This window comes from Streptomyces sp. NPDC040589 (assembly GCF_055594445.1).
Map to the genome: position 1 here is coordinate 665,520 of NZ_JBVIWP010000002.1, position 24,632 is coordinate 690,151.

21 protein-coding genes and 1 pseudogene are annotated in these 24,632 nt (G+C 71.5%); 7 read left to right on the plus strand and 15 right to left on the minus strand.

Features of this window, described 5'->3' with window-relative positions; translation table 11 throughout:
* Positions 1-42 precede the first annotated feature (42 nt).
* Both ACZ58V_RS10025 and ACZ58V_RS10030 read right to left on the minus strand, forming a co-directional pair.
* Positions 43-1,683, minus strand: a complete 1,641-nt coding sequence (locus ACZ58V_RS10025; RefSeq protein ID WP_468184416.1) for an ABC-F family ATP-binding cassette domain-containing protein — start codon at positions 1,681-1,683, stop codon at positions 43-45.
* A gap of 25 nt (positions 1,684-1,708) precedes the next feature.
* Entirely contained in the window at positions 1,709-2,731 is a 1,023-nt protein-coding gene (locus tag ACZ58V_RS10030; protein WP_471289385.1) for an oxidoreductase, read from the minus strand.
* Positions 2,732-2,797: 66 nt separating this feature from the next.
* Between ACZ58V_RS10030 and ACZ58V_RS10035 the strand changes: the two genes are divergently transcribed.
* Positions 2,798-3,748, plus strand: a complete 951-nt coding sequence (locus tag ACZ58V_RS10035) for an FAD-dependent oxidoreductase (protein ID WP_468184411.1) — start codon at positions 2,798-2,800, stop codon at positions 3,746-3,748.
* Between the two features lie 162 nt (positions 3,749-3,910).
* On the opposite strand, the gene ACZ58V_RS10040 is transcribed toward ACZ58V_RS10035, so the two are convergent.
* From ACZ58V_RS10040 to ACZ58V_RS10050, 3 genes are all read right to left on the minus strand, one after another.
* Positions 3,911-5,635, minus strand: a complete 1,725-nt coding sequence (locus ACZ58V_RS10040; RefSeq protein ID WP_468184408.1) for a BCCT family transporter — start codon at positions 5,633-5,635, stop codon at positions 3,911-3,913.
* Positions 5,636-5,716: 81 nt separating this feature from the next.
* Positions 5,717-6,994 carry a M14 family metallopeptidase gene (locus tag ACZ58V_RS10045; RefSeq protein WP_468184406.1) on the minus strand — a complete coding sequence of 426 codons (1,278 nt, stop codon included), beginning with the start codon at positions 6,992-6,994 and terminating at the stop codon, positions 5,717-5,719.
* Positions 6,991-8,946, minus strand: a complete 1,956-nt coding sequence (locus ACZ58V_RS10050) for a Xaa-Pro dipeptidyl-peptidase (RefSeq protein ID WP_471289386.1) — start codon at positions 8,944-8,946, stop codon at positions 6,991-6,993. The genes ACZ58V_RS10045 and ACZ58V_RS10050 overlap by 4 nt, the downstream gene beginning before the upstream one ends.
* A 200-nt stretch (positions 8,947-9,146) precedes the next feature.
* Here ACZ58V_RS10050 and ACZ58V_RS10055 point away from each other — a divergent pair, with 200 nt between their 5' ends.
* Positions 9,147-10,670 (plus strand): M1 family metallopeptidase, encoded by a 1,524-nt coding sequence (locus ACZ58V_RS10055; RefSeq protein ID WP_471289389.1) that lies wholly within the window; start codon positions 9,147-9,149, stop codon positions 10,668-10,670.
* A 96-nt stretch (positions 10,671-10,766) separates the two neighbouring features.
* Positions 10,767-11,654, plus strand: a complete 888-nt coding sequence (locus tag ACZ58V_RS10060) for an arginase family protein (RefSeq protein ID WP_471289391.1) — start codon at positions 10,767-10,769, stop codon at positions 11,652-11,654.
* Between the two features lie 56 nt (positions 11,655-11,710).
* Here the strand turns inward: ACZ58V_RS10060 and ACZ58V_RS10065 are convergent.
* Both ACZ58V_RS10065 and ACZ58V_RS10070 read right to left on the minus strand, forming a co-directional pair.
* A pseudogene (locus tag ACZ58V_RS10065) lies at positions 11,711-12,183 on the minus strand (macro domain-containing protein); the annotation flags it as partial.
* Positions 12,184-12,225: 42 nt separating this feature from the next.
* The gene (locus ACZ58V_RS10070; protein WP_468184395.1) at positions 12,226-13,692 is read right to left on the minus strand and encodes an amino acid permease; all 1,467 of its coding nucleotides are present in this window, start codon (positions 13,690-13,692) and stop codon (positions 12,226-12,228) included.
* A gap of 269 nt (positions 13,693-13,961) precedes the next feature.
* Between ACZ58V_RS10070 and ACZ58V_RS10075 the strand changes: the two genes are divergently transcribed.
* On the plus strand, positions 13,962-14,678 hold the full coding sequence (locus ACZ58V_RS10075; protein WP_471289392.1) for a MerR family transcriptional regulator: 717 nt from the start codon (positions 13,962-13,964) through the stop codon (positions 14,676-14,678).
* On the opposite strand, the gene ACZ58V_RS10080 is transcribed toward ACZ58V_RS10075, so the two are convergent.
* The 4 genes from ACZ58V_RS10080 to ACZ58V_RS10095 all read right to left on the minus strand — a co-directional run bounded on the left by ACZ58V_RS10080 (position 14,664) and on the right by ACZ58V_RS10095 (position 19,767).
* Positions 14,664-16,868: a 3-hydroxyacyl-CoA dehydrogenase NAD-binding domain-containing protein gene (locus ACZ58V_RS10080; protein ID WP_471289394.1), complete on the minus strand. Its 2,205-nt coding sequence runs from the start codon at positions 16,866-16,868 to the stop codon at positions 14,664-14,666. The genes ACZ58V_RS10075 and ACZ58V_RS10080 overlap by 15 nt on opposite strands.
* 35 nt (positions 16,869-16,903) lie before the next feature.
* Complete coding sequence (locus ACZ58V_RS10085; protein WP_189588182.1) at positions 16,904-18,118, minus strand: acetyl-CoA C-acetyltransferase; 1,215 nt, start codon at positions 18,116-18,118, stop codon at positions 16,904-16,906.
* An 11-nt stretch (positions 18,119-18,129) separates the two neighbouring features.
* Complete coding sequence (locus tag ACZ58V_RS10090) at positions 18,130-19,275, minus strand: CaiB/BaiF CoA transferase family protein (protein WP_471289396.1); 1,146 nt, start codon at positions 19,273-19,275, stop codon at positions 18,130-18,132.
* 111 nt (positions 19,276-19,386) lie between these two features.
* Positions 19,387-19,767: an MmcQ/YjbR family DNA-binding protein gene (locus ACZ58V_RS10095; protein WP_468184385.1), complete on the minus strand. Its 381-nt coding sequence runs from the start codon at positions 19,765-19,767 to the stop codon at positions 19,387-19,389.
* A 92-nt stretch (positions 19,768-19,859) separates the two neighbouring features.
* Here ACZ58V_RS10095 and ACZ58V_RS10100 point away from each other — a divergent pair, with 92 nt between their 5' ends.
* On the plus strand, positions 19,860-21,038 hold the full coding sequence (locus tag ACZ58V_RS10100; RefSeq protein ID WP_471289398.1) for a saccharopine dehydrogenase family protein: 1,179 nt from the start codon (positions 19,860-19,862) through the stop codon (positions 21,036-21,038).
* 22 nt (positions 21,039-21,060) lie between these two features.
* Here ACZ58V_RS10100 and mmpA read toward each other — a convergent pair whose 3' ends face one another.
* Together mmpA and ACZ58V_RS10110 are read right to left on the minus strand one after the other, a co-directional pair.
* Positions 21,061-21,207, minus strand: coding sequence for a morphogenic membrane protein MmpA (gene mmpA, locus ACZ58V_RS10105; RefSeq protein ID WP_184588153.1), 147 nt, complete (start codon positions 21,205-21,207; stop codon positions 21,061-21,063).
* 103 nt (positions 21,208-21,310) lie between these two features.
* Positions 21,311-22,003 (minus strand): endonuclease V, encoded by a 693-nt coding sequence (locus ACZ58V_RS10110; RefSeq protein ID WP_468184380.1) that lies wholly within the window; start codon positions 22,001-22,003, stop codon positions 21,311-21,313.
* Between the two features lie 62 nt (positions 22,004-22,065).
* Here ACZ58V_RS10110 and ACZ58V_RS10115 point away from each other — a divergent pair, with 62 nt between their 5' ends.
* Positions 22,066-22,359 (plus strand): YciI family protein, encoded by a 294-nt coding sequence (locus ACZ58V_RS10115; RefSeq protein ID WP_471289400.1) that lies wholly within the window; start codon positions 22,066-22,068, stop codon positions 22,357-22,359.
* Positions 22,360-22,369: 10 nt separating this feature from the next.
* On the opposite strand, the gene ACZ58V_RS10120 is transcribed toward ACZ58V_RS10115, so the two are convergent.
* Together ACZ58V_RS10120 and ACZ58V_RS10125 are read right to left on the minus strand one after the other, a co-directional pair.
* Positions 22,370-22,693 (minus strand): plasmid stabilization protein, encoded by a 324-nt coding sequence (locus ACZ58V_RS10120; RefSeq protein WP_468184374.1) that lies wholly within the window; start codon positions 22,691-22,693, stop codon positions 22,370-22,372.
* 70 nt (positions 22,694-22,763) lie between these two features.
* Positions 22,764-23,867 (minus strand): WD40/YVTN/BNR-like repeat-containing protein, encoded by a 1,104-nt coding sequence (locus ACZ58V_RS10125; RefSeq protein ID WP_471289401.1) that lies wholly within the window; start codon positions 23,865-23,867, stop codon positions 22,764-22,766.
* Positions 23,868-24,114: 247 nt separating this feature from the next.
* On the opposite strand from ACZ58V_RS10125, the gene ssgD reads away from it, so the two are divergent.
* Positions 24,115-24,531, plus strand: coding sequence for a spore wall synthesis regulator SsgD (gene ssgD, locus ACZ58V_RS10130; RefSeq protein WP_184588159.1), 417 nt, complete (start codon positions 24,115-24,117; stop codon positions 24,529-24,531).
* The last annotated feature ends 101 nt before the right edge of the window (positions 24,532-24,632 follow it).

Here is a 24,632-nt window from a genome sequence, read left to right on the forward strand (position 1 = left end):
ACGCCCCTGTGAAGAGGTGCTTCGCCCCCCTTCCGGACCTCTTCAGCGCTCGGTCACCTTGCCGTCCGCGACCTCCAGGCGGCGCGTCACATGGACGGCGTCCAGCATGCGGCGGTCGTGCGTGACCAGCAGGAGCGTGCCCTCGTAGGCGTCGAGGGCCGACTCCAGCTGCTCGATGGCGGGCAGGTCGAGGTGGTTGGTCGGCTCGTCGAGGACCAGGAGGTTGACGCCCCGGCCCTGGAGCAGCGCCAGGGCGGCCCTCGTGCGCTCGCCCGGGGAGAGGGTCGCCGCAGGGCGCAGGACGTGCTCCGACTTGAGGCCGAACTTGGCCAGGAGGGTGCGGACCTCGACCGGTTCGGTGTCCGGGACGGCCGCGCGGAAGGCGTCGAGCAGAGTCTCCTGGCCGTGGAACAACTGGCGGGCCTGGTCGACCTCGCCGAGCAGCACACCGGAGCCGAGCGCGGCGTGACCGGCGTCGAGCGGGACGCGGCCGAGCAGGGCGGCGAGCAGCGTGGACTTGCCGGCGCCGTTCGCGCCGGTCACCGCCACCCGGTCCGCCCAGTCGATCTGGAGGGACACCGGGCCGAGGACGAAGTCGCCGCGGCGCACCTCGGCGTCCCGCAGGGTCGCGACGACGGCGCCCGAGCGCGGGGCCGACGCGATCTCCATCCGCAGTTCCCACTCCTTGCGCGGCTCCTCGACGACGTCCAGCCGCTCGATCATGCGCTGGGTCTGCCGGGCCTTCGCGGCCTGCTTCTCGCTGGCCTCACTGCGGAACTTGCGGCCGATCTTGTCGTTGTCGTTGCCCGCCTTGCGGCGCGCGTTCTTCACGCCCTTGTCCATCCAGGACCGCTGTGTCTGGGCGCGGTCCTGGAGGGCCGCCTTCTTGTCGGCGTACTCCTCGAACTCGTCGCGGGCGTGCCGGCGGGCCACGTCCCGCTCCTCGAGGTAGGCGTCGTAGCCGCCGCCGTAGAGGTTGATCTGCCCCTGGGCGAGGTCGAGTTCGAGGACCTTGGTGACGGTGCGGGTGAGGAACTCGCGGTCGTGGCTGACGACCACCGTGCCGGCGCGCAGGCCGCTCACGAAGCGTTCGAGGCGCTCCAGGCCGTCCAGGTCGAGGTCGTTGGTCGGCTCGTCGAGGAGGAAGACGTCGTAGCGGGAGAGCAGCAGGGAGGCGAGACCGGCGCGGGCCGCCTGACCGCCGGACAGGGACGTCATCGGCTGGTCCAGGTCGATCGCGAGGCCCAGTGAGTCGGCGACCTCCTCGGCGCGTTCGTCGAGGTCGGCGCCGCCGAGCCCGAGCCAGCGCTCCAGGCTCGTGGCGTAGGCGTCGTCGGCGCCGGGGGCCGCGTCGACCAGGGCCTGGGTCGCCTCGTCCATGGCCCGCTGGGCCTCGGCGACGCCGGTGCGGCGGGCCAGGAACGCCCGTACGGTCTCGCCGGGGCGGCGGTCCGGCTCCTGCGGGAGGTGGCCGACGGTGGCGGTCGGCGGGGACAGGCGCAGTTCGCCCTGCTCGGGTGCGGTGAGTCCGGCGAGCATCCTGAGCAGGGTGGACTTGCCGGCGCCGTTGGCTCCGACCAGGCCGATCACATCGCCGGGCGCGACGACGAGGTCGAGCCCGGTGAACAGGGAGCGGTCGCCGTGGCCGGCGGCGAGGTTCTTGGCGACAAGGGTGGCAGTCATCAGGTCGCTGATTTTAATGGGCCGCTCAGTGGGTCACCGCCGTCACCAGGACACTTCCGGAGGTGCGCGCCACGACGTAGGACCGGCCCTTCACCGCCCTGGCGTCGAGGGCGACGCGGTGACGGCCGGGTTCGAGGACGCCGTCGAAGATCTCATGGGTGTGGGTGCGGGAGAGCCGGTCGAGGCGGTACGCGGTGAGAGTGACCCGGCAGGCGGAGGTGACTTCGATGTCCGCCCCGCCGTCGGCGGCGGTCAGGCCGGTGAGGCGGTGCTGTGCCACCGGGCCGCGGTCCAGGGCGTGTTCGATCTGGGCGACGAGCAGGGGGACGATCGGGGCGAGGCCGTCGACGTAGACGACGGGGACCTCGGCCTGCTCGAAGGCGCGGCGGACGGCGGCACGGTCCCGCTCGCCGGTCGCCTGGCCGAAGGCGACGGCGCCGTAGCCGCGCAGTTCGTCGGCGGGCACTCCGTCGGTGTCGTGGGCGATGTCGGCGCCGACGCCGATGGTGCGTAACGCCGCGGCGAGCTTGGCCAGGACGGCGACACGGGCGCCGATCAGCAGGACGCGGCGCCGGGTGTCGGGGGCGGAGCCGTTCAGCAGGGCGCTCAGGGCCGTCCGGTACTCGGCGCCGCGGAAGCGGAACGGGCCGATGCCGTGGTAGCCGTTGAGGTCGAGGTCGGCGTGTTCGTCGGTCTGCCAGGCGAAGTCCCGCCAGATGAAGTCCTCGCCGTCCCGCCGGATGACCGCGGTGACGGCTCCGCAGGCCAGGTCCTCGCACTCGGGGCAGCCGTAGACGACGTAGCGGCCGCCGGGCAGGGGTGCCGGGCTCTCCAGGAGCAGGCTGCGGACCTGCGCGGTGAAGATGGCGGGCGGGATGTCGGAGGCGAGCGGGGAGACGGCGTCGAGGTCGGAGAGCCGGAACAGCAGCGGGCGTCCGTCGACGATGAAGTCCACGAAGTCCCGGTGGACCTGGTAACCACCGTCGTGGAGAACTCCGCCGGCCCGCATCGCGGGTGCCAGGCCGAAGGTCGCGTATTCGGCACACATGCTGTGAGTATCCCCATACTGCGCGTGATGTGAGCACGGCATGACACATTCCGCTACGGTCCCGGCATGGCGGGCGAGCGAAGTGACGAGATCCTGGTGGTCGGTGGCGGGGTCGTCGGGCTGACGACCGCGGTGGTGCTGGCCGAACGCGGGCGGCGGGTGCGGGTGTGGACGCGGGATGCCGTGGAGGCGACCACCTCCGCGGTCGCGGGGGCGCTGTGGTGGCCCTACCGGATCGAGCCCCTCGTGCTCGCGCGTGAGTGGGCGCTGCGGTCGCTGGAGATCTACGAGGAGCTGGCGGCACGGCCCGAACCGACCGGCGTACGCATGGTCGAAGGGGTACTGGGCGAAACCCGCCTCGACGAGGTCGACGGGTGGCTGGCGGGGCGGGTGCCGGAGCTGCGGCCGGCCACGGCCGGGGAGTACGCGGGGACGGGCGTCCGGGCACGGCTTCCGCTGATCGACATGCCGGCTCATCTGCCGTGGCTGCGGGAGCGGTTCGTGGCGGCGGGCGGGGTGGTCGAGGCTCGTACGGTCTCCTCGTTCGCGGAGGCCGACGCGCCGGTCGTGGTCAACTGCACGGGGCTGGCCGCGCGGGAGCTGGTGCCGGATCCGTCCGTGCGGCCCGTGCGGGGGCAGTTGGTGGTCGTGGAGAACCCCGGGATCGACACCTTTCTCGTCACCACCGACGCGGCCGGGGAGTACGCGTATCTGTTTCCGCAGCCGGGCGGGCTCGTCCTCGGCGGTACGGCGGAGGAGGACGCGTGGTCGCCGGAGCCCGACCCCTCGACGGCCGGGGCGATCGTCCGCCGCTGCGCGGCGCTACGGCCGGAGATCGCCGGCGCACGCGTCCTGGAACACCGGGTCGGACTGCGCCCCACCCGCCCCGCGGTCCGCCTGGACCGCGACGCCCTGCCGGACGGCCGGCTCCTGGTGCACAACTACGGCCACGGCGGCGCGGGGGTCACGGTGGCGTGGGGGTGCGCGGAGGAGGCGGCGCGGCTGGTGTGCGCCTGAGGGGCGGGTGGCCGCGCGGCTGAGGTCGCGGGTCGCCGCACGGCCGAGCACCCCGGCCGAGAACGCCCGGGCCGCCAAAGCCGGATGCCCCCGGCCGAAGGCATCGGAGCTGTCGGGCTCCGACGCCCCGGTCGGGGGCATCCGGCAGGGCGGTCGCCGGGATCAGTGCTTGCCGATGGGATCGCCCTCGACGTCCGGGCCTCGGCCCGGGCCGACTCGGAACTCGAAGTCGCCGTCGTACTTCGTGTGGCCTTCCATGACGGCCATCTCGACGGCCTCGGAACCCATCTGCTCACGCACGACCACCGGGTCGCGGCGCAGGTCGCGCATGAGGGCGACGCACATGAAGGTCATCACGACGACGAACGGCGCCGCCGCGAGGATGGTGAGGTTCTGCAGACCTGTCAGCGCGTCGCCCGAGCCGCTGCCGACGAGCAGCATGATCGCGGCCACCGCACCGGTGACGACGCCCCAGAACACCACCACCAGACGGCCGGGTTCGAGCGCGCCCTTCTGCGAGAGCGTGCCCATGACGATCGACGCCGCGTCGGCACCCGAGACGAAGAAGATGCCGACGAGGACCATCACCAGCAGGCTGGTGGCGGTGGCGATGGGGAACTGCTGCAGCACGTCGAAGAGCTGGCCCTCGGGGGTCGCCTCCTTGCCGAGCCTGCCCTCCTCCTGCATCTTCATCGCCGAGCCGCCGAAGATCGCGAACCAGATCAGGCTGACCGTGCTGGGCACGAGGATGACGCCGCCGATGAACTGCCGGATGGTCCGGCCCCGGCTGATCCGGGCGATGAACATGCCGACGAACGGCGTCCAGGAGATCCACCACGCCCAGTAGAAGACGGTCCAGCTGCCCAGCCAGTCCGCGACACCCTCCCCGCCACTGGCCTCCGTACGGCCGGCCAGCTGGGGCAGGTCGCCGAGGTAGGCGAAGACGGACGTCGGCAGCAGGTCGAGGACGATGATGGTCGGGCCCGCCACGAACACGAACAGGGCGAGGATCAGCGCCAGCACCATGTTGGTGTTGGACAGCCACTGAATGCCCTTCTCCACACCGGAGATCGCGGAAGCGACGAAGGCCAGGGTCAGCACCGCGATGATCGTGACGAGCAGCCCGGTGCTCACCTTGTCCATCCACTTCAGCTCCTGGACACCGGAGCCGATCTGGAGGGCGCCGAGCCCCAGCGAGGCGGCGGAGCCGAAGATGGTCGCGACGATCGCGAGGATGTCGATGACCCGGCCGGCGGCGCCGTTCGCGTGCTTCTTGCCGATGAGCGGGGTGAAGACGGCGCTGATGGTCTGGCGGCGCCGCCTGCGGAAGGTGCTGTAGGCGATGGCGAGGCCCACCACGGCGTAGATCGCCCAGGGATGGAGCGTCCAGTGGAACAGGGTGGTGGCCATGGCCGTCTCCATGCGTTCACCGGAGTCGGCCGGGTCGGTGCCGGGCGGGGCCGTCGAGTAGTGCGACAGCGGCTCGCTCACGCCGTAGAACATCAGGCCGATGCCCATGCCCGCGCTGAACATCATCGCGACCCAGGACACCGTGCGGAACTCGGGCTCCTCACCCTCCGCACCGAGGTGGATACGGCCGTAACGGCTGATCGCGAGCCAGAGGGCGAACACGACGAAGCCGGAGGCGGCGAGCATGAACGCCCAGCCGCCGTTGTGCATCAGCCCGCCGAGCATGCTGGTGGAGACGGATTCGAGCGAGTCGGTCGCCGTGGCACCCCAGATCACGAAGGCGAGCGTGAGCGCCGCCGTGACACCGAAGACGACCCGGTCGGTCTGGGGCCTCTCCTGACCGGGGAGACCGGCTTCCGAACCCGGCAGCGCGCCTCCCCCATGGGGATCGTTCTCACTTGGTCGGTCGTGTGTCACAGGCGGCACCTTTCATTGAACGTAGGAGGAAGGTAAATCCTCCGTAACGCCCCTACCACGTGTGGCGCAATTACACCCCTCTCAACATTGCGTTTCGGACTCGGTCTCTGTCAGGTGGTACGTGGCTCGCCCGTCGAGCAGCAGCGGGACGAGCGCCCGCAGGGGCTGGCGCAGCGGCACGAGCACGCCCTCGGCGTCCCGTCGTACGCGCACACCGTGCAGCGCGAGTTCGTCGCCGACCTCGGCGTACTGTGCGGCGGTGAGCCGGTAGCCGCAGGGCGGGTTCTGGATCACCTCGGCGGGTTCGGGCGTGTCGTTGTCGGCGCCGCCGACGTAGACCGGGCCGGTGGCCAGGTAGCCGGCGAGCCGGGCCTTGGCCGTCGTCGCCTCGATGCGACCCCGGCGCTGATCGGTGTATCCGAACAGGCCCTTGAGCGCGTCGAGCTGGGAGGTGACCCGGCGCCGGTTGTTCAGCGCCTCGTCCGCCTTCTCCGCTTCGGTGAGCGGGTCCACACGGCTCTCGATGAGCAGTCCGATCGCATGCTTTACACCGGACATATTGCGCAAAATGCGCTCCTGCCCGTCTCCGGCGACCTGTTTAACCGGTTCGCCTGTTTCGGGGTCGGTCCAGATGCCATAGGTGCCGGTCGAGTGGCCGGCCCGCTGCGCCGCGGGGCGGACGTAGGCCTCGGAGAGGGTCTTCGCCTCGTCGTGGACCGCGTCGTGGGTGTTGAGGTTGCGCGGCCACAGGTCGAAGAGGGCTTTGTCGTAGTACTGGGGTGTTGCACCGTATTCGTGAAGGTCGTAGATGATGTCGGGGCGCTGGTCGCGGATGAGCGCGGCCAGGGCGCGGCCCTCGGCGGTCTTGAGGGCGAGGTGGTCGCGGTTGATGTCGACGCCGTCGCTGTTGCCGCGCGTGTTCGCGGCCCGGCCGTCGGGGTTGGCGGTGGGCACGACGAGGACGGTGGTGCGGTCCAGGAAGCGCCGGGTGCGACTGTCGCGGGCGTACGCGAGGTCTCGGACGGTGGTCAGGCAGGCTTCGCGGCCGGAGGGTTCGTCGCCGTGCTGGCTGCAGACGAGGAGCACCTTGTTAGGGCTCGGGCTGGTGCCGATCCGCACGAGCTGGAGCGGTCGGTCCTGCTTCGTCGTACCGAAGCGGGTCATGGAGACCCGGCTGCTCGACCGGTCGACGGCCTTGAGGAACTCCTGCTCCTCGGGCTGGGTGGTCCACCGGGCACCGTCGGTCCGCTCGAAGCCGGTGCGCGGCGGGGAGTCGGTGGCCGTGGCCGCCTGGGCGGGGACGGCGACCAGGGATGCGGCGAGGGCGGCGGTCAGGGTCAGGGCGCGGACGCGGTTCACTGGGTTCCCTCCGGGACGCGGTGGGTGGTGCGCGGTTCCCGTACGCCGTCCAGGAGCGCGGCGACGGGCGTGGTGAGCGCGGCACCCGCGGTGGCGCGGGCGAAGGCGGCGGGTCCGCCGACGAACGGCACGTCGGCCGAGGTGCGGGAGAGGTCGAGCGAGAGCTTCGGCGTGTCGGCGGGAGGGTCGATGAGGCCCTGGTCGGTGCCCGCGACGATCAGCGCCAGGCGGTGGCCCTTCGGGACGACATGGTCGGTCGCCGCCAGGTCGAGGGTGATCGTGTACCGCTTGCCCGGGGTGAGCGGGGACCCCTTCCCGTCCGAGGCGTGGTTGCCGAGGTCGGCCCAGCCGCGGCTGACGACCGTGTAGTCGACGTTGGCGGTCTTGGCCTTCGCCTCCTTGAAGCAGGAGCTGTCGCCGGTGGTGCTCGCGCCCCAGCAGGTGCGGTTCGTGAGGGTGGTGATGCCCTCGCCGGCGTCGGCGTAGTCGCGGATGGTGTCGGAGCCGACGTCCACGAGGACGGCGGAGAGATGGGCCGTCGGGGTGGAGGGCGTCGCGGTGACGGTGACCTCGGAGGAGCCGGACAGGCGCAGCTCGCGGGTGAGCGGTCCGGTGACGAAACCGGCCTTCTCCGGTGTCGACTTGTCGATCTGTGCGGCCCAGTCGGTCTCGCTCAGCTTCGGGTCGTCGGTGAAGGTCTCGCTGCCGTGGCCGCGGTCCAGGCCGAGGGTGCCGACGCCGGCCTGGGCTCCCCGGTCGGGACGCAGGGTGGTGGCCCGGGTGCGGGCCGGCGGCCAGACCGTGGAGGTGCTCCACTGGTCGGGACGGCGTTCGATGTCGGCCATGGGCTCGCGGTCGATGCCGTTGTCGTAGCCCATGAGTTCGTGGTCGAACCAGCGGTGCAGGGTGTCGACCCAGGTGGCGCGGCGGAAGTCGAAGGGGTCGACGTGGCCGGTCTGGGAGAGCCAGATCTTGCGCTCGACACCGTGCTTCGCGAGGGCGTCCCACCACTGGCCGACGTGCTTCATGCGTACGTTGAGGTCCTGCGTGCCGTGGATCAGGAAGACGCTGGCCCTGACCTTCTTCGCGGCCTTCACGTAGTCGCGCTCGGTCCACAGCGGGGTCCAGTCGCCGGTGCGCGGGGCCCCGTCGACGAGCTTCTGCTGCACGGCGCCGCACTTCTCGCGGGCGTCGGGGCTGTTGACGTAGTCGGACAGCCACTCGGGGCCGGAGTCGTAGAGCGGGGCCCCCTGCTGGAAGTAGTAGTCGTACCAGGAGGAGATGGCACTGATCGGGACGATGGTCTTGAGGCCCTTGACGCCGGTGGCGGCGACGCCGTTGGCGATGGTGCCGTCCCAGCTCTTGCCGATCATGCCGGTGCGGCCGTTGGTCCAGGCGGCCTTGGCTCGGGTGGTGCCGGTGCGGGTCGTGTAGGCCTTGGCACGGCCGTTCAGCCAGTCGACGACGGCCTTCGCTGACTGGATGTCGGAGCGGCCGCCGACGTCGTCGCAGCCGTCGGAGCGGTTGGTTCCGGCCAGGTCGACGCCGACGAAGGCGTAGCCGCGGGGCACGAAGTAGTTGTCGTAGTACAGCGGCATCTGGACGACGTCGCCGTTCGCGTCGTACGTCTTGCGCTGGCTCTCGTTGCCGCGCCCGCAGCAGGAGTAGTACGGGCTGGCGTCCATGATGACGGGAATCCTGCGGCCCTGCCGGGCGGGTTCGCGGGGGCGGACGATGTCGACCGCGACCCGGTCGGCCTTTCCGTCGCCGTCGCCGTCGAGTCCGGTGTCCACCCAGACGGCCTCACGGATGGCCTTCTCGTACGAGTAGACGGGTTCGCTCCCGCGCGGGGCGGCCTGTGCCGCGGCCGGGGTGAGCAGTGTGGCCAAGAGGGCGGCGGTGGCCGCCGTCGCGAGCGGTCTCCAGGTCGTGAAGCGCGTGCGTTTCGGCATGCGCCGGACGCTACATCGGTGAACTCCTGTTCAGAAGAGGGCAGCTGACGGACCGGCGTGTCCGGGAGGGGCCCGAGGGTCGGGTGCCTCATGTCGGCCGAATGGCGATCGTGTGACAGCAGGGACCATGGACATGACTAGTGACACAGGGAGTCAATAGGCTCCGGACAGCATTCGGGACCTACGACTTGGAGCCTTGCGTGCACCGCAGAATCATCGCGCCGGGAGCCCTGGCAGCGGCCGTTCTCCTGCTGGCGATCCCGGCGTCGGCCGCGCCCCACTCCCCCGGCGCGCCGGGTATCGGCGACCCCTACTACCCGGCCTACGGGAACGGCGGATACGACGTCTCCCACTACGACCTCCGGCTGAAGTACCAGCCGGCCACGGACGAACTGGAGGGCACGGCGACCCTCGTGGCCCGCACCACGCAGGAGCTGTCGAGGTTCAACCTGGACTTCCTGCTGGACGTCGGCGAGGTGCGCGTCAATGGCGCGAAGGCCTCGTTCACGACCTCGGGCGAGCACGAGCTGGAGATCACGCCGAAGACGCCGCTGGCCAAGGGCACGTCCGTCACGGTCGTCGTGCGCTACCGCGGGGTGCCGTCGTCGAAGCAGGCCTACGGTTTCACCAGCTGGCACCGCACTCCGGACGGCGGTGTCGCGGCGAACGAGCCCGAGGCCGCGGCGTGGTGGTTCCCGGGCAACGACCACCCGCTCGACAAGGCCACCTACGACGTGTCCGTACTGGTCCCGGACGGCACGCAGGCCATCTCCAACGGCACGCTCCAGTCGACGAGTTCACGCCTCGGCTGGACCCGTTGGAACTGGCGCTCGAACAAGCCGCAGGCCACGTACCTCGCCACGCTGGCGGTCGGGAAGTTCGACATCACGACGGGCACGACCGAGAGCGGCATTCCGGTCCTCAACGCCTACAGCAAGGACCTGGGCGACCACGCCGGAGCGGCGCGGGCGAGCATCGAACGGACCGGGGAGATCGCGGACTGGCTGGCCGGGTACTTCGGGCCGTACCCCTACAACGCGCTCGGCGGCTATGTGCCGAACACCACCACGGGATACGCGCTGGAGACGCAGACCCGGCCGTACTACAGCCCGCGGCAGTTCGCGAACGGGTCGAACGTGTCCCTCGTCGTCCATGAGATCGCCCACCAGTGGTACGGGGACGACGTGTCCCTCAAGCGCTGGAAGGACATCTGGATCAACGAGGGGTTCGCGCGGTACGCGCAGTGGCTGTGGTCCGAGCACGAGGGCGAGGGCACCGCTCAGGAACTCGCCGACTACGTGTACGCCTCGCATCCGGCGGACGACTCGTTCTGGACGGTGAGGCCCGGGGACCCGGGTCCGGAGAACCAGTTCGACGCGGCGGTCTACGACCGGGGCGCGCTGGCCGTGCAGGCGTTGCGCAACGAGATCGGTGACGAGGCGTTCTTCGCGATCCTCAAGGGCTGGCCGCGGAAGTACGCCCATGGCAACGCGTCGGTCGCCGACTTCCGGCGCTACGCCGAGGAGGTGTCCGGGAAGCCCCTGGCCGCGCTGTTCGACACGTGGCTGTTCGAGGCGTCCAAGCCGACGTCGGCGGCGGCCCGGACCGCGTCCGTCGCGAAGGCCGGCGGGACGGTGTCGCAGCCGAGGTCGTGGAAGAAGATCGCCGCGACCGACGGGGTTCACGAGCACGCGCGGCACGGGAGCGGCGAGCACAAGCGCTGACGCGCCTCCTCCCGCACGGCGGTCTACGGTGGGCCCATGCGCGTCCGGCGTATGGGCCCGGTCGGCGCGTCGGCCGGCGGGTGAAGGGAGCCGGGCGTGCGGGACATCGCGATCATCGAGGCACCGTCCGTACTGGGGCTGCGGCCGACCGGGGTCGAGGGACTGCCGGAGGCGCTGCTCGGGGCCGGGCTGGCCGAAGGCCTCGGCGCGGTGCGGGCGGGCCGGGTGGAGCCGCCCGCGTACGACCCGGAGCGGGATCCGGACAGCGGCGTGCTCAACCCGGGCGGTATCGCCGGGTACTCCGCTTCGTTGGCCGATGCCGTCGGGGGTGTCCTCGACGACGGCCGCTTCCCTGTGGTGCTGGGCGGCGACTGCAGCGTGCTGCTCGGCAATCTGCTCGCGCTGCGCCGCCGGGACCGCCACGGGCTGCTCTTCCTCGACGGACACACCGACTTCTACCAGCCCTCGGCGGAACCGGCCGGTGAGGCGGCCTCCATGGAACTCGCCCTGGCCACCGGGCACGGCCCGCGTGTCCTGGCCGACCTGGAGGGCCGGGGCCCCCTGGTGCGGGACGAGGACGTCGTCGCCCTGGGGTTCCGGGACGCGGAGGAGTCCGCGGGGTACGGCATGCAGCCGCTGCCGTCCGCGCTGCACGCGATGGATCTCGACACCGTGCGCGCCCTGGGGGCGGCCGAGGCGGCCCGGCGCGCGGTCGGGCTGCTGACGGGCGACGGCGCGGGCGCCGGGTACTGGATCCATCTCGATGCCGACGTGCTGGACGACACGGCCATGCCCGCCGTCGACTACCGGCTGCCGGGCGGCCTGACCTGGCAGGAGCTGGAGACCGTTCTGCGCACGGCACTGTCCGACGGCGGAGCGGCGGGCCTCGACGTCGCGATCTTCAACCCGCGACTGGATCCCGACGGGTCGATCGCGGAACGTCTGACCGGGTGCCTGCTGCGGAGCTTCGACGGGCAGGGCTGACCCCTGTCGGGGGGCGGGGGCAAGGGCTGAGCCGGTCCGAGCAACGTCGCCTCAGTCCCGTGGTCGTACACCGTCACCCGTATCCCCTGTCGCACCAGCCGCTCCTCGACGAGCGGCTCGACGCGGGACCATTTCCCGCCCGCCAGGCCGCAGCCGATGCGCGGCATGTGCACGGACGCGCCCAGCTCGGCGGCCTCGCCGACGAGGGAGCCGAGGGCCGTGTCGATCGCCTCGTAGCGGACGGGGACGCCCTTGCTGCCGGTCCTGATGCGCGCCGGCCGATCATGTCGGCCACCCACGCATACGGCTCGACCCGCACGAACCGCACCGCGCCCAGCCCGAAGTCGTTCGCCGCGCGGCCCCGCTGCCAGGCCCGGTACGCCTGCTCCGGCTCGGGCCGGCGGCGCGATATCGACACGACGAAGCCCTTGCCCCAGCCCCCGATGTCGTTGCAGACATGGGCGATGATCTTGACGCCCTTCACCGACGGAACGGTGGCGTCACCCCGGACATACCTGATCCCCGACATGACGCCACCGTAGACGCGGCCACTGACCATGGCCCCGGCCTGCTACTTCGTGAGCTGGGACAGCTCCTGGTCGGCCGTCGCGGACACCCTGCGGCGGATGCCGAACCAGCCCGCGACCAGCATGGCCGCGATCACGGGGACGAGCAGGAGTGTCTTGCGGCCGACCTCGGGGTCGTTCCACATCATGCCGAGGCAGGCCAGCAGGAAGACGATCGTGGTGATCTCCGTGACCGGGCTGCCGGGGAGGCGGAAGGAGGGGCGGTCGACCAGGCCCGCCTTGGCACGGCGGACGAAGACCAGGTGGCAGATCATGATGATCACCCACGTGCTGATGATGCCGAGGGAGGCGACGTTCAGCACGATCTCGAAGGCCTGGGCCGGCACGAGGTAGTTCAGTCCGACGCCGAGCACGCACACCGCGCAGGTGAGCAGGATGCCGCCGTAGGGGACCTGGCTGCGGTTCATGCGGGCGGTGAACTTCGGCGCGGAACCGGCCATCGCCATGGAGCGCAGGATGCGGCCCGTGGAGTACAGGCCCGAGTTCAGCGAGGACATGGCGGCCGTCAGGACGACCAGGTTCATCACGTCGCCCGCCGCGGGGATGCCGATCTTCGACAGGACCGTGACGAAGGGGCTCTGGTCGGCCGAGTAGACCGAGCCGGGCAGGAGCAGGGCCAGCAGGACGACCGAGCCGACGTAGAAGAGCCCGACCCGCCACATGATCGAGTTCACCGCGCGCGGGACGACCTTCTCCGGCTCGGCGGTCTCACCCGCGGCGACACCGACCAGCTCCAGCGCGGCGTACGCGAAGATCACGCCCTGCATGACCAGGACGACGGGCATCATGCCGTGCGGGAAGACACCGCCGTTCTCCGTGATCACGCTCATGCCCGGCGTCTGGCCGCCCACCTTGTGCTGCGTGGCGAGCAGGAAGATGCCGATGAGCATGAAGCCGACGAGCGTGGCGACCTTGATGATCGAGAACCAGAACTCCATCTCGCCGAAGATCTTCACCGAGATCAGGTTCACGGCCAGCACGACCGCGAGCGCGACCAGCGCGAGCACCCACTGCGGGATGTCGGTGAACAGGCTCCAGTAGTGCGTGTAGAGCGCGATCGCGGTGATGTCGGCGATGCCGGTGGTCGACCAGTTCAGGAAGTACATCCAGCCGGCGACGTAGGCGCCCTTCTCCCCGAGGAACTCCCGCGCGTACGACACGAAGGAGCCCGAGGAGGGGCGGTAGAGCACGAGTTCGCCGAGGGCCTTCACGACGAAGAAGGCGAAGACGCCGCACACCAGGTAGGCGATCGCCAGCGCCGGGCCCGCGTTGTGCAGCCGCCCGCCGGCACCCAGGAAGAGTCCGGTGCCGATCGCGCCACCGATGGCGATCATGTTGACGTGGCGGGGCTTGAGGTCCTTGCTGTAGCCGGCGTCGCCCGCGTCCGCGGGCACCTGGGCCGCATCGGTACGCGGCGTCGCCGCAGCCGTGTTGACGGCGTCCTTGCTCACGGGTGGTTCCACTCTCTGGATCACCCCGGACGTCGTGGGCCCGGGGTCCGTACAGTGCGATGGCCCGCACCACCCTTATGACGCGGCGCGGACCAAGGCTGCACCTTCCCACACCGGTCTGCTCGCATTCGGTGACGGGGGTCACACAGCGTCACTTCTCACAAGGTCCACCAGGAACAGGCACAGCGATCACCGGCTGTTCACTTCATGGTCATGCGGGGATGCGGCCGAGGTTTCACAGCACTGGTGAGACAGCGATACTGCTGCACATGACGACCGACGCCGAGGAGCCGACCCTCACGATCGACGAGCTGGCCGCCCGGGCCGGTGTCACGGTGCGCACGGTCCGCTTCTACGGCACGAAGGGACTGCTGCCGCCGCCGGTGCTAGGCCCCCGGCGGGTGGGGCACTACGGGCGGGAGCACCTGGCCCGGCTGGCGCTGATCGAGGAGTTGCAGCGGCAGGGCATGACGCTCTCCGGCATAGAGCGCTATCTGCGGCAACTTCCGCCGGACCTGAGCGCGCACGACCTCGCCATCCACCGTGCCGTGGTGGCCTCCTGGGCGCCGGACACCGTCGAGACGGTCACCCGGCGGGAGCTGGAGCGGCGGGCCGGGCGGCCGCTCGGCGCCGAGGACGTCGAGCGGCTGATCGCGATGGGCGTGGTCCGGCCCGGGGACGACGGGTACGAGGCCGACCTCGGTCTGCTCCGGCTGGGCGTAGGGCTGCTGGACGTGCCGCTCTCCCAGGAGGCGATCTTCGCGGCGCGCACGGTGCTCATCGAACACACGCGCGCCGCGGCCCGTGAACTCTCCCAGCTCTTCCGGGGCGAGGTGGCGGAGCGTGACGCCCGGGACGTGCGGTCCCTGTCGGCGCACATGCACCCTCTGGTGGTGCAGGCGCTCCTCACGGCCTTTCAGCGGTCGCTGAAGGAAGAGCTGGGCGAGTGGCTCACGGAGCCTCCGGAAGAGTCAGCCGCGGGCTGAGTCGCTGAACCGCTCCCCCTTCTCCGCCTTGTCCACCAGCAGCGCGGGCGGTGCGAACCGGTCGCCGTAGCGCTCGGCGAGTTCACGCGCGCGTGCCACGAATCCGGGCAGGCCTACGCCTCCCCCGGCGCCGCCGTCGTAGCCGTTGATGTACTGGAGCACGCCGCCGGTCCAGCCCGGGAAGCCGATGCCGAAGATCGAGCCGATGTTGGCGTCGGCGACCGAGGTCAGCACGCCCTCCTCCAGCAGCCGGACGGTGTCCAGCGCCTCGGAGAAGAGCATGCGCTCCTTCATGTCCTCGAACGGGATCTGGTACCCGGGCTTGGTGTAGTGCTCGCGCAGTCCCGGCCACAGCCCGGCGCGCTTGCCGTCGTCGCCGTAGTCGTAGAAGCCGGCGCCGCCGCTGCGGCCCGTACGGCCGAACTCGTCGACCATGCGGTCGATCACGGCCTCGGCCGGGTGGGCCGTCCAGGTGCCGCCCGCCTCCTCCACGGCGCGCTTCGTCTCGCCCCGGATCTTGCGGGGCAGGGTCAGCGTCAGCTCGTCCATCAGGGACAGCACCTTGGCCGGGTAGCCGGCCTGGGCGGCGGCCTGCTCGACCGACGCGGGCTCGATGCCCTCGCCGACCATGGCGACGCCCTCGTTGATGAAGTGCCCGATGACGCGGGAGGTGAAGAAGCCGCGCGAGTCGTTGACGACGATCGGGGTCTTGTTGATCTGCCGGACCAGGTCGAAGGCGCGGGCCAGGGCCTCCTCGCCCGTGCGCTCGCCCTTGATGATCTCGACGAGCGGCATCTTGTCGACGGGCGAGAAGAAGTGCAGCCCGATGAAGTCGCTCTGGCGCTCGACGCCCTCGGCGAGTGCGGTGATGGGGAGGGTGGAGGTGTTGGAGCACAGCAGCGCGTCGGGCGCCACGACGTTCTGGATCTCCTGGAACACCTTGTGCTTGAGGGACGTGTCCTCGAAGACGGCCTCGATCACGGCGTCGCAGCCGGCCAGGTCCTGCGCCTCCGCGGTGGGCGTGATGCGGGCGAGCAGCGCGTCCGCCTTCTGCTGGGTCGTACGGCCCCTGGAGACGGCCTTGGCGCACAGCTTCTCGGAGTAGCCCTTGCCCTTGAGGGCCGACTCCAGGGAGACGTCCTTCAGGACGACGTCGATGCCGGCGCGGGCGCAGGAGTAGGCGATGCCCGCGCCCATCATGCCGGCGCCGAGGACGGCGACCTTGCGGACCTTCGTGGGCTCGATGCCCTTGGGCCGGTTGGCGCCGGAGTTGACGGCCTGGAGGTCGAAGAAGAAGGCCTGGATCATGTTCTTCGAGGTCTGCCCGGCCGCGAGGTCCACGAAGTAGCGGGCCTCGATGACCTGGGCGGTCTCGAAGTCGACCTGGGAGCCCTCGACGGCCGCGGCGAGGATGTTGCGCGGCGCCGGGTAGGGGGCGCCGCCCGTCTGCTTGCGCAGATTCGCCGGGAAGGCGGGCAGGTTCGCGGCGAACTTGGGGTTGGCGGGCGTGCCGCCCGGGATGCGGTAGCCCGGCTTGTCCCAAGGCTGCTGCGACTCCGGGTTGGCGTCGATGAAGGCGCGGGCCTTGGCGAGCAGTTCCTCCTGGGTCTCGGCGATGTCGTCGACGAGGCCGTTCTCCTGGGCGCGGCGCGGGCTGTACTGGGTGCCCTGGAGGAGGACTTTCAGCAGGGCGTCGGCGATGCCGAGCAGCCGGACGGTGCGGACGACGCCGCCGCCTCCGGGGAGCAGGCCGAGGGTGACCTCGGGGCAGCCGATCTTCGAGCCGGGCGCGTCGAGCGCGACGCGGTGGTGGCAGGCCAGGGCGATCTCGTAACCACCGCCGAGGGCCGCGCCGTTGAGCGCGGCGACGACCGGCTTGCCGAGGGTCTCGATGCGGCGCAGGTTCCGCTTGATCGCCATGCCGCCGTCGAACAGCTCCTGGGCCGTCTCGGGCGTGACACGGATCAGGTCGCGCAGGTCGCCGCCGGCGAAGAAGGTCTTCTTGGCGGAGGTGATGATGACGCCCCGGATGGAGTCCTTCTCGGCCTCCAGGCGGTCGGTGACGGCGGCGAGCGAGTCGCGGAACGCCTGGTTCATGGTGTTCGCGGACTGGTTCGGGTCGTCGATCACGAGGGTGACGAGGCCGGTGCGGTCCTGTTCCCAGCGGATGGTGGTGGACTCAGTGCTCATGGGGATGTGCTCCGTAGTGATCCGTTGGGAGGTGGTCAGATGCGCTCGACGATCGTGGCGACGCCCATGCCGCCGCCCACGCACAGCGTGGCGAGGCCGTAGCGCTTGTCCTGGCGCTCCAGTTCGTCGACGAGCGTGCCGAGGATCATCGCGCCGGTCGCGCCGAGGGGGTGGCCGAGGGCGATCGCGCCGCCGTTGACGTTGACCTTGTCCAGGGACAGGCCCATGTCCTTCACGAAGCGCAGCACGACCGCCGCGAACGCCTCGTTGATCTCGACGAGGTCGATGTCGTCGATGGTCAGTCCGGCCTTGGCGAGGGCCTTGCGGGTGGCGGGGGCGGGGCCGGTGAGCATGATCGTGGGCTCGGAGCCGGACACGGCGGCGGAGACGATCCGCGCACGCGGCGTGAGGCCGTAGCGCTCGCCGACCTCCTTGGAGCCGATCGCGACGAGTGAGGCGCCGTCCACGATGCCGGAGGAGTTGCCCGCGTGGTGGACGTGGTCGATCTTCTCCACCCAGTGGTACTGCTGGAGCGCGACCGCGTCGAAGCCGCCGAGTTCGCCGATGTCCGCGAAGGACGGCTTGAGCTTGGCCAGGGAGTCGGCGGTGGTGCCGGGGCGCGGGAACTCGTCGTGGTCGAGGACGACGAGGCCGCTGCGATCCTTGACCGGGACGACGGACCGCTCGAAGCGGCCGTCCTTCATCGCGGTGGCGGCCCGCTCCTGGGAGAGGGCCGCGTACTCGTCGACGTCGCGCCGGGAGAAGCCCTCGATGGTGGCGATGAGGTCGGCGCCGATGCCCTGCGGCACGAAGTTGACCTCGAGGTTGGTCATCGGGTCGTTGAACCAGGCGCCGCCGTCGGAGGCCATCGGCACCCGGGACATCGACTCGACGCCGCCCGCGAGGACGAGGTCCTCCCAGCCCGAACGCACCTTGGCGGCGGCCAGGTTGACGGCCTCCAGGCCCGAGGCACAGAAGCGGTTCTCCTGCACACCGGCCACCGTGTCGGGCAGGCCCGCCGCGATGGCGGCGATCCGGGCGATGTCGGAGCCCTGGTCGCCGACCGGGCCGACGACGCCGAGCACGATGTCGTCGACGGCGGCCGGGTCGAGGTCCGGGAAGCGGGCGCGGATCTCGTGGATCAGTCCCACGACCAGGTCGATGGGCTTGGTGCCGTGCAGGGAGCCGTTGGCCTTGCCGCGCCCGCGCGGGGTGCGGATCGCGTCGTACACATACGCTTCGGTGCTCACGAGGGGGCCTTTCACTGAGGGTTGCGGAACGCGGGGAGGAGCCCGGGGACGTCCCAGTCCCGGGCGACGTCCGCCGTGTCGGCGCCCGGCCGCGCCGGGCCGGTGCGGACGGAGGTCGGGGTCGCGGAGAAACGGGGGGCCGGGGCGGGCTGGGTGATGCCGCCGTGGTCGGTGAAGGTGCCGCGGGCGGCGAGATGCGGGTGGTGCGGGGCCTCGCGCAGCGACAGGACGGGCGCCACGCACGCGTCGGAGCCCTCGAAGACGGCCGTCCACTCGTCCCTCGTGCGGGTCTTGAATCGGACCGCGATCTGTTCGCGCAATTCGCCCCACCGGCTGACGTCCTTGCGGGCCGCGGCCTGGTCCTCGATGCCGAGGAGGGTCAGGAACTCCTCGTAGAACTGCGGCTCCAGCGCGCCGACGGCCATGTGCAGGCCGTCGGCCGTCTCGTACGTCCCGTAGTACGGGCAGCCGCCGTCCAGGAGGTTGGCGCCGCGGCGGTCCTGCCAGCCGCCGGCGGCGAGCATGCCGTGGATCATCGTGGCGAGGTGGGCGGTGCCGTCGACGATGGCGGCGTCGACGACCTGGCCGGTGCCGGTCGCCCGCGCGTGGTTCAGGGCGGCCAGGACGCCGACGACGAGGTACAGGGAGCCGCCCGCGTAGTCGCCGAGCAGGTTGGCCGGGACGGCCGGCGGCTCGTCCGGCCGGCCGATCATGCCGAGCGTGCCGGTGGGGGCGATGTACGCGATGTCGTGCCCGGCGCGCCCGGCGAGCGGACCGTCCTGGCCCCAGCCGGTCATCCGCCCGTAGACGAGGCGCGGGTTGCGGGCATGGCAGGCCTCGGGGCCGACGCCCAGGCGCTCGGCGACACCGGGGCGATAGCCCTCGACCAGGATGTCGGCGCGTGCGGCGAGGTCGAGCACACGGCCGGGGCCGTCCGGGGACTTCAGGTCGACGACCACCGAGCGCTTGTTGCGGTTGGTGACGTCGTACGCCGGGTCGATCGCGAGTCCGGGGCCGCCGGGGCGGTCCACGCGCACGACGTCGGCCCCGAGGTCGGCCAGGAGCATGGCGGCGAACGGGCCGGGCCCGATGCCGGCCAGCTCGACGACGCGTACGCCGGTGAGCGGGCCGTGTCCTGGCGTCCTTGCCGTGGTCATCCAGCCCCCAGTGCTGTGACACAACCGATGTAACACCAGTGATGCTAAGAACGCGTTCCGATCGGCACAAGACCGGAAGAGAGCAAGCGCTTAGTAATCTGCCTGACGGAGTCAGTCCCCGTCCAGTTCCGCTATCAGCCGTTTCGGCGCGATCACCCGATAGCTCTCCTCCACCCAGTCGCAGAGCATCTCCGCGGCCGGGGCGCCCTGCCGCTCCAGGGGGATGCTCACCCAGCCGGACTTGCCCAGGCCGTAACCGGCGGGCTCGGCGCCGGGGCCGGCCAGGGCGTGGGCGTGAGCCGTCTCGTCCTTGAGCTTCACCGTCACACCCAGGGGGTAGCTGCCGTCCTGGACGCCGAGGAAGACGAACACCTTCTTGTTGACCTTCGCGACGGACTCGCCCCAGGGGAACTCCTCGACGGCACCCGGCAGCCCCAGCGCGAACTCGCGCACTTTCTCCCACTTCTTCAGGGCATTCCTGGGCACGGCCATCGTCGTTCCTCCGGGCTCGTCGTCGGGCTCCGCACTCCTCACGCTAGCCTCGGCCACCGACAGCGGCACGGGCTGCACGACCGAGGGGTGTCATGAGCAGGCTGAACAGGACGGACCGTCCGTACGACATCGTGCTCTTCGGAGCCACCAGTTTCGCCGGAGTGCTCACCGCCGAGTATCTGGCCGCGCACGCGCCGGAGGGGCTGCGCTGGGCGATCGCGGGACGCAGCGCGGAGAAGCTGGAGCGGCTGCGCGAGCGGCTGCCGGACGACGCGGAGGTGGGGGTGCTGCGGGCGGACGTCTCCGACCCGGCCTCGCTGCGGTCCCTCGCCGAGCAGGCGCGCGTGGTGGCCACGACGGTCGGCCCGTACGTGAAGTACGGCGAGGAGCTCGTGGCCGCCTGCGCGGACGCCGGGACCGACTACCTCGACCTCGCGGGCGAGCCGGAGTTCGTGGACCTGATGTACGTCCGGCACGACGCACGCGCGCGTGAGACCGGGGCCCGGCTGGTGCACGCCGCCGGCTTCGACTCGATCCCGCACGATCTGGGCGTGTACTTCACCGTGCAGCAGTTGCCCGAGGACGTGCCGCTGACCGTGGACGGCTTCGTGACCGCCGACGCGGCCTTCTCGGGCGGCACGTTCAACTCGGCCCTGAACCAGTTCGCGCGGCAGCGGGAGATGGCGGCGGCCGTGCGGGACCGGCGGCGGCACGAGCCGCGGCTGGTGGGACGGCGGGTCTCCGCGCCGACGGGTACGCCACGGTTCGCCAAGGAGGTCGGCGCCTGGGCGCTGCCGATGCCGACCATCGACCCTCAGATCGTGCGGCGGTCGGCGGCGGCCCTCGAGCGGTACGGCCCCGACTTCCGCTACCGGCAGTACGCGGCCGTCCGGCACCTGCCCGTCGCGGTGGGCGGGGTCGCGGCCGTCGGCGCGCTGGTCGCGGCGGCCCAGGTGCCGCCCGCGCGGCGCTGGTTGTCGGACCGGCTCAAGCCCGGGGACGGGCCGAGCCCCGAGAAGCGGGCGAAGAGCTGGTTCTCCCTGCGCTTCGTGGGCGAGGGCGGCGGCAGGCGGGTGTACACGGAGGTCTCGGGCGGCGATCCGGGGTACGACGAGACGGCGAAGATGCTCGCCGAGTCGGCGCTGTGCCTGGCCTTCGACGACCTGCCGAAGCGGGCGGGTCAGCTCACCACGGCGGTCGCGATGGGCGACGCGCTGATCGACCGGCTGCGCGCGGCGGGGATCCGCTTCCGCGTCGCGTCGACTCGCTGAGGGGACTCCGAGAGGCTCCGTCCTACATCGGCCACTCGGCGATGGTGTAGATCATCCCGGCGATCCAGGCGAGCCCCGCCAGCACGGCCAGGACGAGCCCGATCGTGACGGCACGCTCGACCGTCTGGGTCGGTCCGGCAACAGGCTTGGGAGCGCGGTGCGTTGTCATGCGCCCCAGCCTGCCGACGGGGGCCGGGGCCGGGCATCCGTACAGGTACTCAGAGCCGGTACTCAGATCACACCGGCCGGTCTCCTCGGTCGGCGGTGGCCGGTCAGGCCGGGTAGGTCTCCCGCAGCGCCTTGCGGCAGAGGGCGTCCGCTCTGCGGGTGGTTTCCGGGAGGCGGTACTCGGGGGTCAGGGCGAGGGTGTGGGCGCAGGCGGCGGCGAGGGTCACGCGGTGGCCTACCGAGACGAAGACCGGTTTGACGGCCTCCCGGGTGCGCAGGGCGCGGCCGACTTCCTCGGAGCCGGCAAGCAGCGCGGAGCTGCTGCCTCGCGGGGTGTCCGGGTCGTCGTAGGCGAAGGCGAAGGGGTTCTTGGCGACGCCGATCGTGGGGAGGCCGGTCAGGACGCCGAGATGGCTGGCGAGGCCGAAGCGGCGGGGGTGGGCGAGGCCGTAGCCGTCGCAGACCACCAGGCCGGGCGGGAGCGGCAGGGCGTCGAGGGCGGCCAGGACCGTGGGGATCTCGCGGAAGGCGAGCAGTCCGGGCACATAGGGGAAGGAGACGCGGCCCACCGCCGTGGCCTCCGCGACGACCTCGAGACTCGACGCGTCCAGGACGACCGCCGCCGCGACGACGACATCGCGTTCGTCGTCGTAGGCCACGTCGACCCCCGTCACACGGCCCGTGCCGGGCGGCGGTCCGGGTTCGTCGAGGATCACGCGCTCGCGCAGTTCGTCCTGGACGGCGCGGGCCTGTTCCTCGGTCGCGGGCCAGTGTTCGGGGATGCGTACGGTCGTCATGGTGGCCTGAGCCTACGGGCTTCCCGCCGGCCGCACGGGTGCCCGGGGGTAGGCTCGTGATCATGTTCGTGCTGGAGCTGACCTACACCGCCCCGCTGGACGCCGTCGACACCGTGCTGGAGGCGCATGTGGCGTGGCTCGACGAGCAGTACGAGCGGGGCGTCTTCCTCGCGTCCGGACGCAAGAACCCCCGCGACGGCGGGGTGATCATCGCCGTCGCGGGGGACCGTGCGCGGATCGAGGAGATCACCGCCGGGGACCCGTTCGTCACCGCGGGCGTGTGCGCGTACCGCGTCACCGAGTTCGTCGCGACGAAGACGGCACCCGGGCTGGAGGCCTACCGGGAGACCCTCTGAGGCGTACGCCTCACTTGCCCAGTGCGCGCCGCAACTGGCTCTTGTTCATGGTGGAGCGGCCGTCGACGCCGCGGCGCCTGGCCTCCTGGTACAGCTGGTCGTAGGTGGGGCCCTGGGACCCCTGGCCCGACCGCTGCCCGCCGCGCTTGCCGGAGGACATGTCCTGGGTGGATGTTCGGCCGGCGGTCTTCGACTCGCCGGAGCGGGCGCGTTCCTTGTTCACCGTCCGCGCGGCGATCTCCTTGGCGCGGCCGGTGCTCTCGCCCCGGTCCCGCGCACTGTCCTTGATGTGCTCGTACTGACGCTCCCGCTTGGAGCTCGAACCGCGTGGCATCACCGCTCACTTCCTCTCACGACCAGTGAACGAGTACCCACACTGCCAACGATCAGGGCAGTCCGCATGCTCAGTGCTCCAGGCGGGCAACCCGGCCCTTCTCACCGGCGGCCCAGCACCCTCGGTGCGGGGTGCAGTCGACGGTGTCGTAGGAACCGGTGTCGACCGTCCGCCAGGTGCGGCCGCCGTCCGCGGTGAGGTCGGTGCCGGTGGGGCCGACGGCGAGGGCGGCGGTGCGGCTGTGCGGGAGCCAGGCGACGCCGGAGCGGTAGGCGGGTGGGGAAGTTGCGGCGGGGCGCCAGGTGCGGCCGCCGTCGGAGGTGCGCGCGGCGGCCTGCGGGGAGGGCTGGTCGGGGCGGAAGTCGCCGCCGACGGCGAGGCCGTGGCCGCGGTCGCGGAAGGCCAGTGCGAAGACGCCGCGGGCCGCGTCGCCCGCCGGGAGGGCCGTGTCGGTGGCCGTCCAGGTGTGCCCTCGGTCGGCGGAGTGCAGCACACGCGCGCGTGCGGCCCCGCCGGTGGCGAGCCAGACGTCCTTCGGCCCGGAGGTGACCAGACACTGGCCGCTCGCCGCGAATCCGGCCTCGCCCTCCTGCGCGGCCGGCATGCCCGCGTTCGGCAGCACCTTCCAGGTACGGCCGCCGTCACCGGTCGACAGGATGCGGAACCTCCCGTCCACCGGGTCGCTCATCGCGAGGCCGTGGCGGGAGTCGAAGAACGCGAGGCAGTCGTAGAAGGCCTTCGGGTCGGTGTTGCGGAAGGACTCCGTCCAGGTCGCCCCGCCGTCGTCGGTCCGGAACACCCGGGACGCCTCGCCCTCACCGATGGCCAGGACCACGGCCCGGCGCGCGTCGAACGCCTCGACGTCCCGGAACTGCAACTCCGCCGTGCCCGGGGGCGAGACGTTCCGCCAGGTCGCCCCGCCGTCGGTGGTGCGCAGGACGGTGCCGCCGGTCCCGGCGACCCAGGCGGTGTTCCGGCTGACGGCTGCGAGGCCGCGGAATCGCACCTCCGGGGTGCCGGTGTCCTTCAGCTCCCAGTGCGGCACCCGGCGCTCCGGCTCGTGCGCCTGTGCCGGCACGGCGGTCAGGGCGGCCAGTGCCGCCGCGCAGGCCGCCGCAGCGGTCGCCCTGCGCCGTGTTCGTCCCGTCCGTCGCGTGCTCCCCAAGCGCCTCATGGCCGGGGAAGCTAGCCCACGGTCCGGTCGCCGTCCAGACGGCCTCGCGGACGCGGGGGGTGTTCCGGTGAGCGCCACAAGTGCCCGCCGTGGCACATGAGGAGAGTCACGTCACTCTGGTGCATGAACACGGTGACGGAGGTCACTCGCACTTCGTGTGCACGGATTGGCTGAATCCGGCGTCTCTTCCAATGCCCGGCCGCAATCCGACCGGAAGTCCGTCCAGCCGTCACAAGGGAGCAAGGCGTTGTCCATCGTCATCGAGCAGCCCGTGGAGGCCCGTCTCGTCGCCGCCGCGCCGCGTATGCCGAGCATTCCCGCGACGCTGCACTACGACCGGCGTGACCCGTTCGCCGTCCGCATGACCTTCCCCGCCCCGGCCACGCTGGAGGGCGTCGAGGTCTGCTGGACCTTCTCCCGCGAGCTGCTCGCCGCGGGCCTGAAGGAGGCCGAGGGACACGGGGACGTGCGGGTGCGGCCGTACGGGTACGACCGCACCGTGCTGGAGTTCCACGCGCCCGAGGGCACCGCCGTCGTGCATGTCCGCTCCAGTGAGGTGCGCCGGTTCCTGGAGGCCACGAGCGAGCTCGTGCCCGTCGGTCTCGAGCACCTCCAGCTGGATCTGGACCACGGCCTGGCGGAGCTGATGCGGGACGCGTGCTGAGCTGACGCCACTGCGCCAGCAGGGTGTTGACCTCGTCGGGCGTTGACGAACAGCGGCACGCCCGCCGCGTCGGCCGCCCCGCGGCGTCCTCGGCGTAGCCG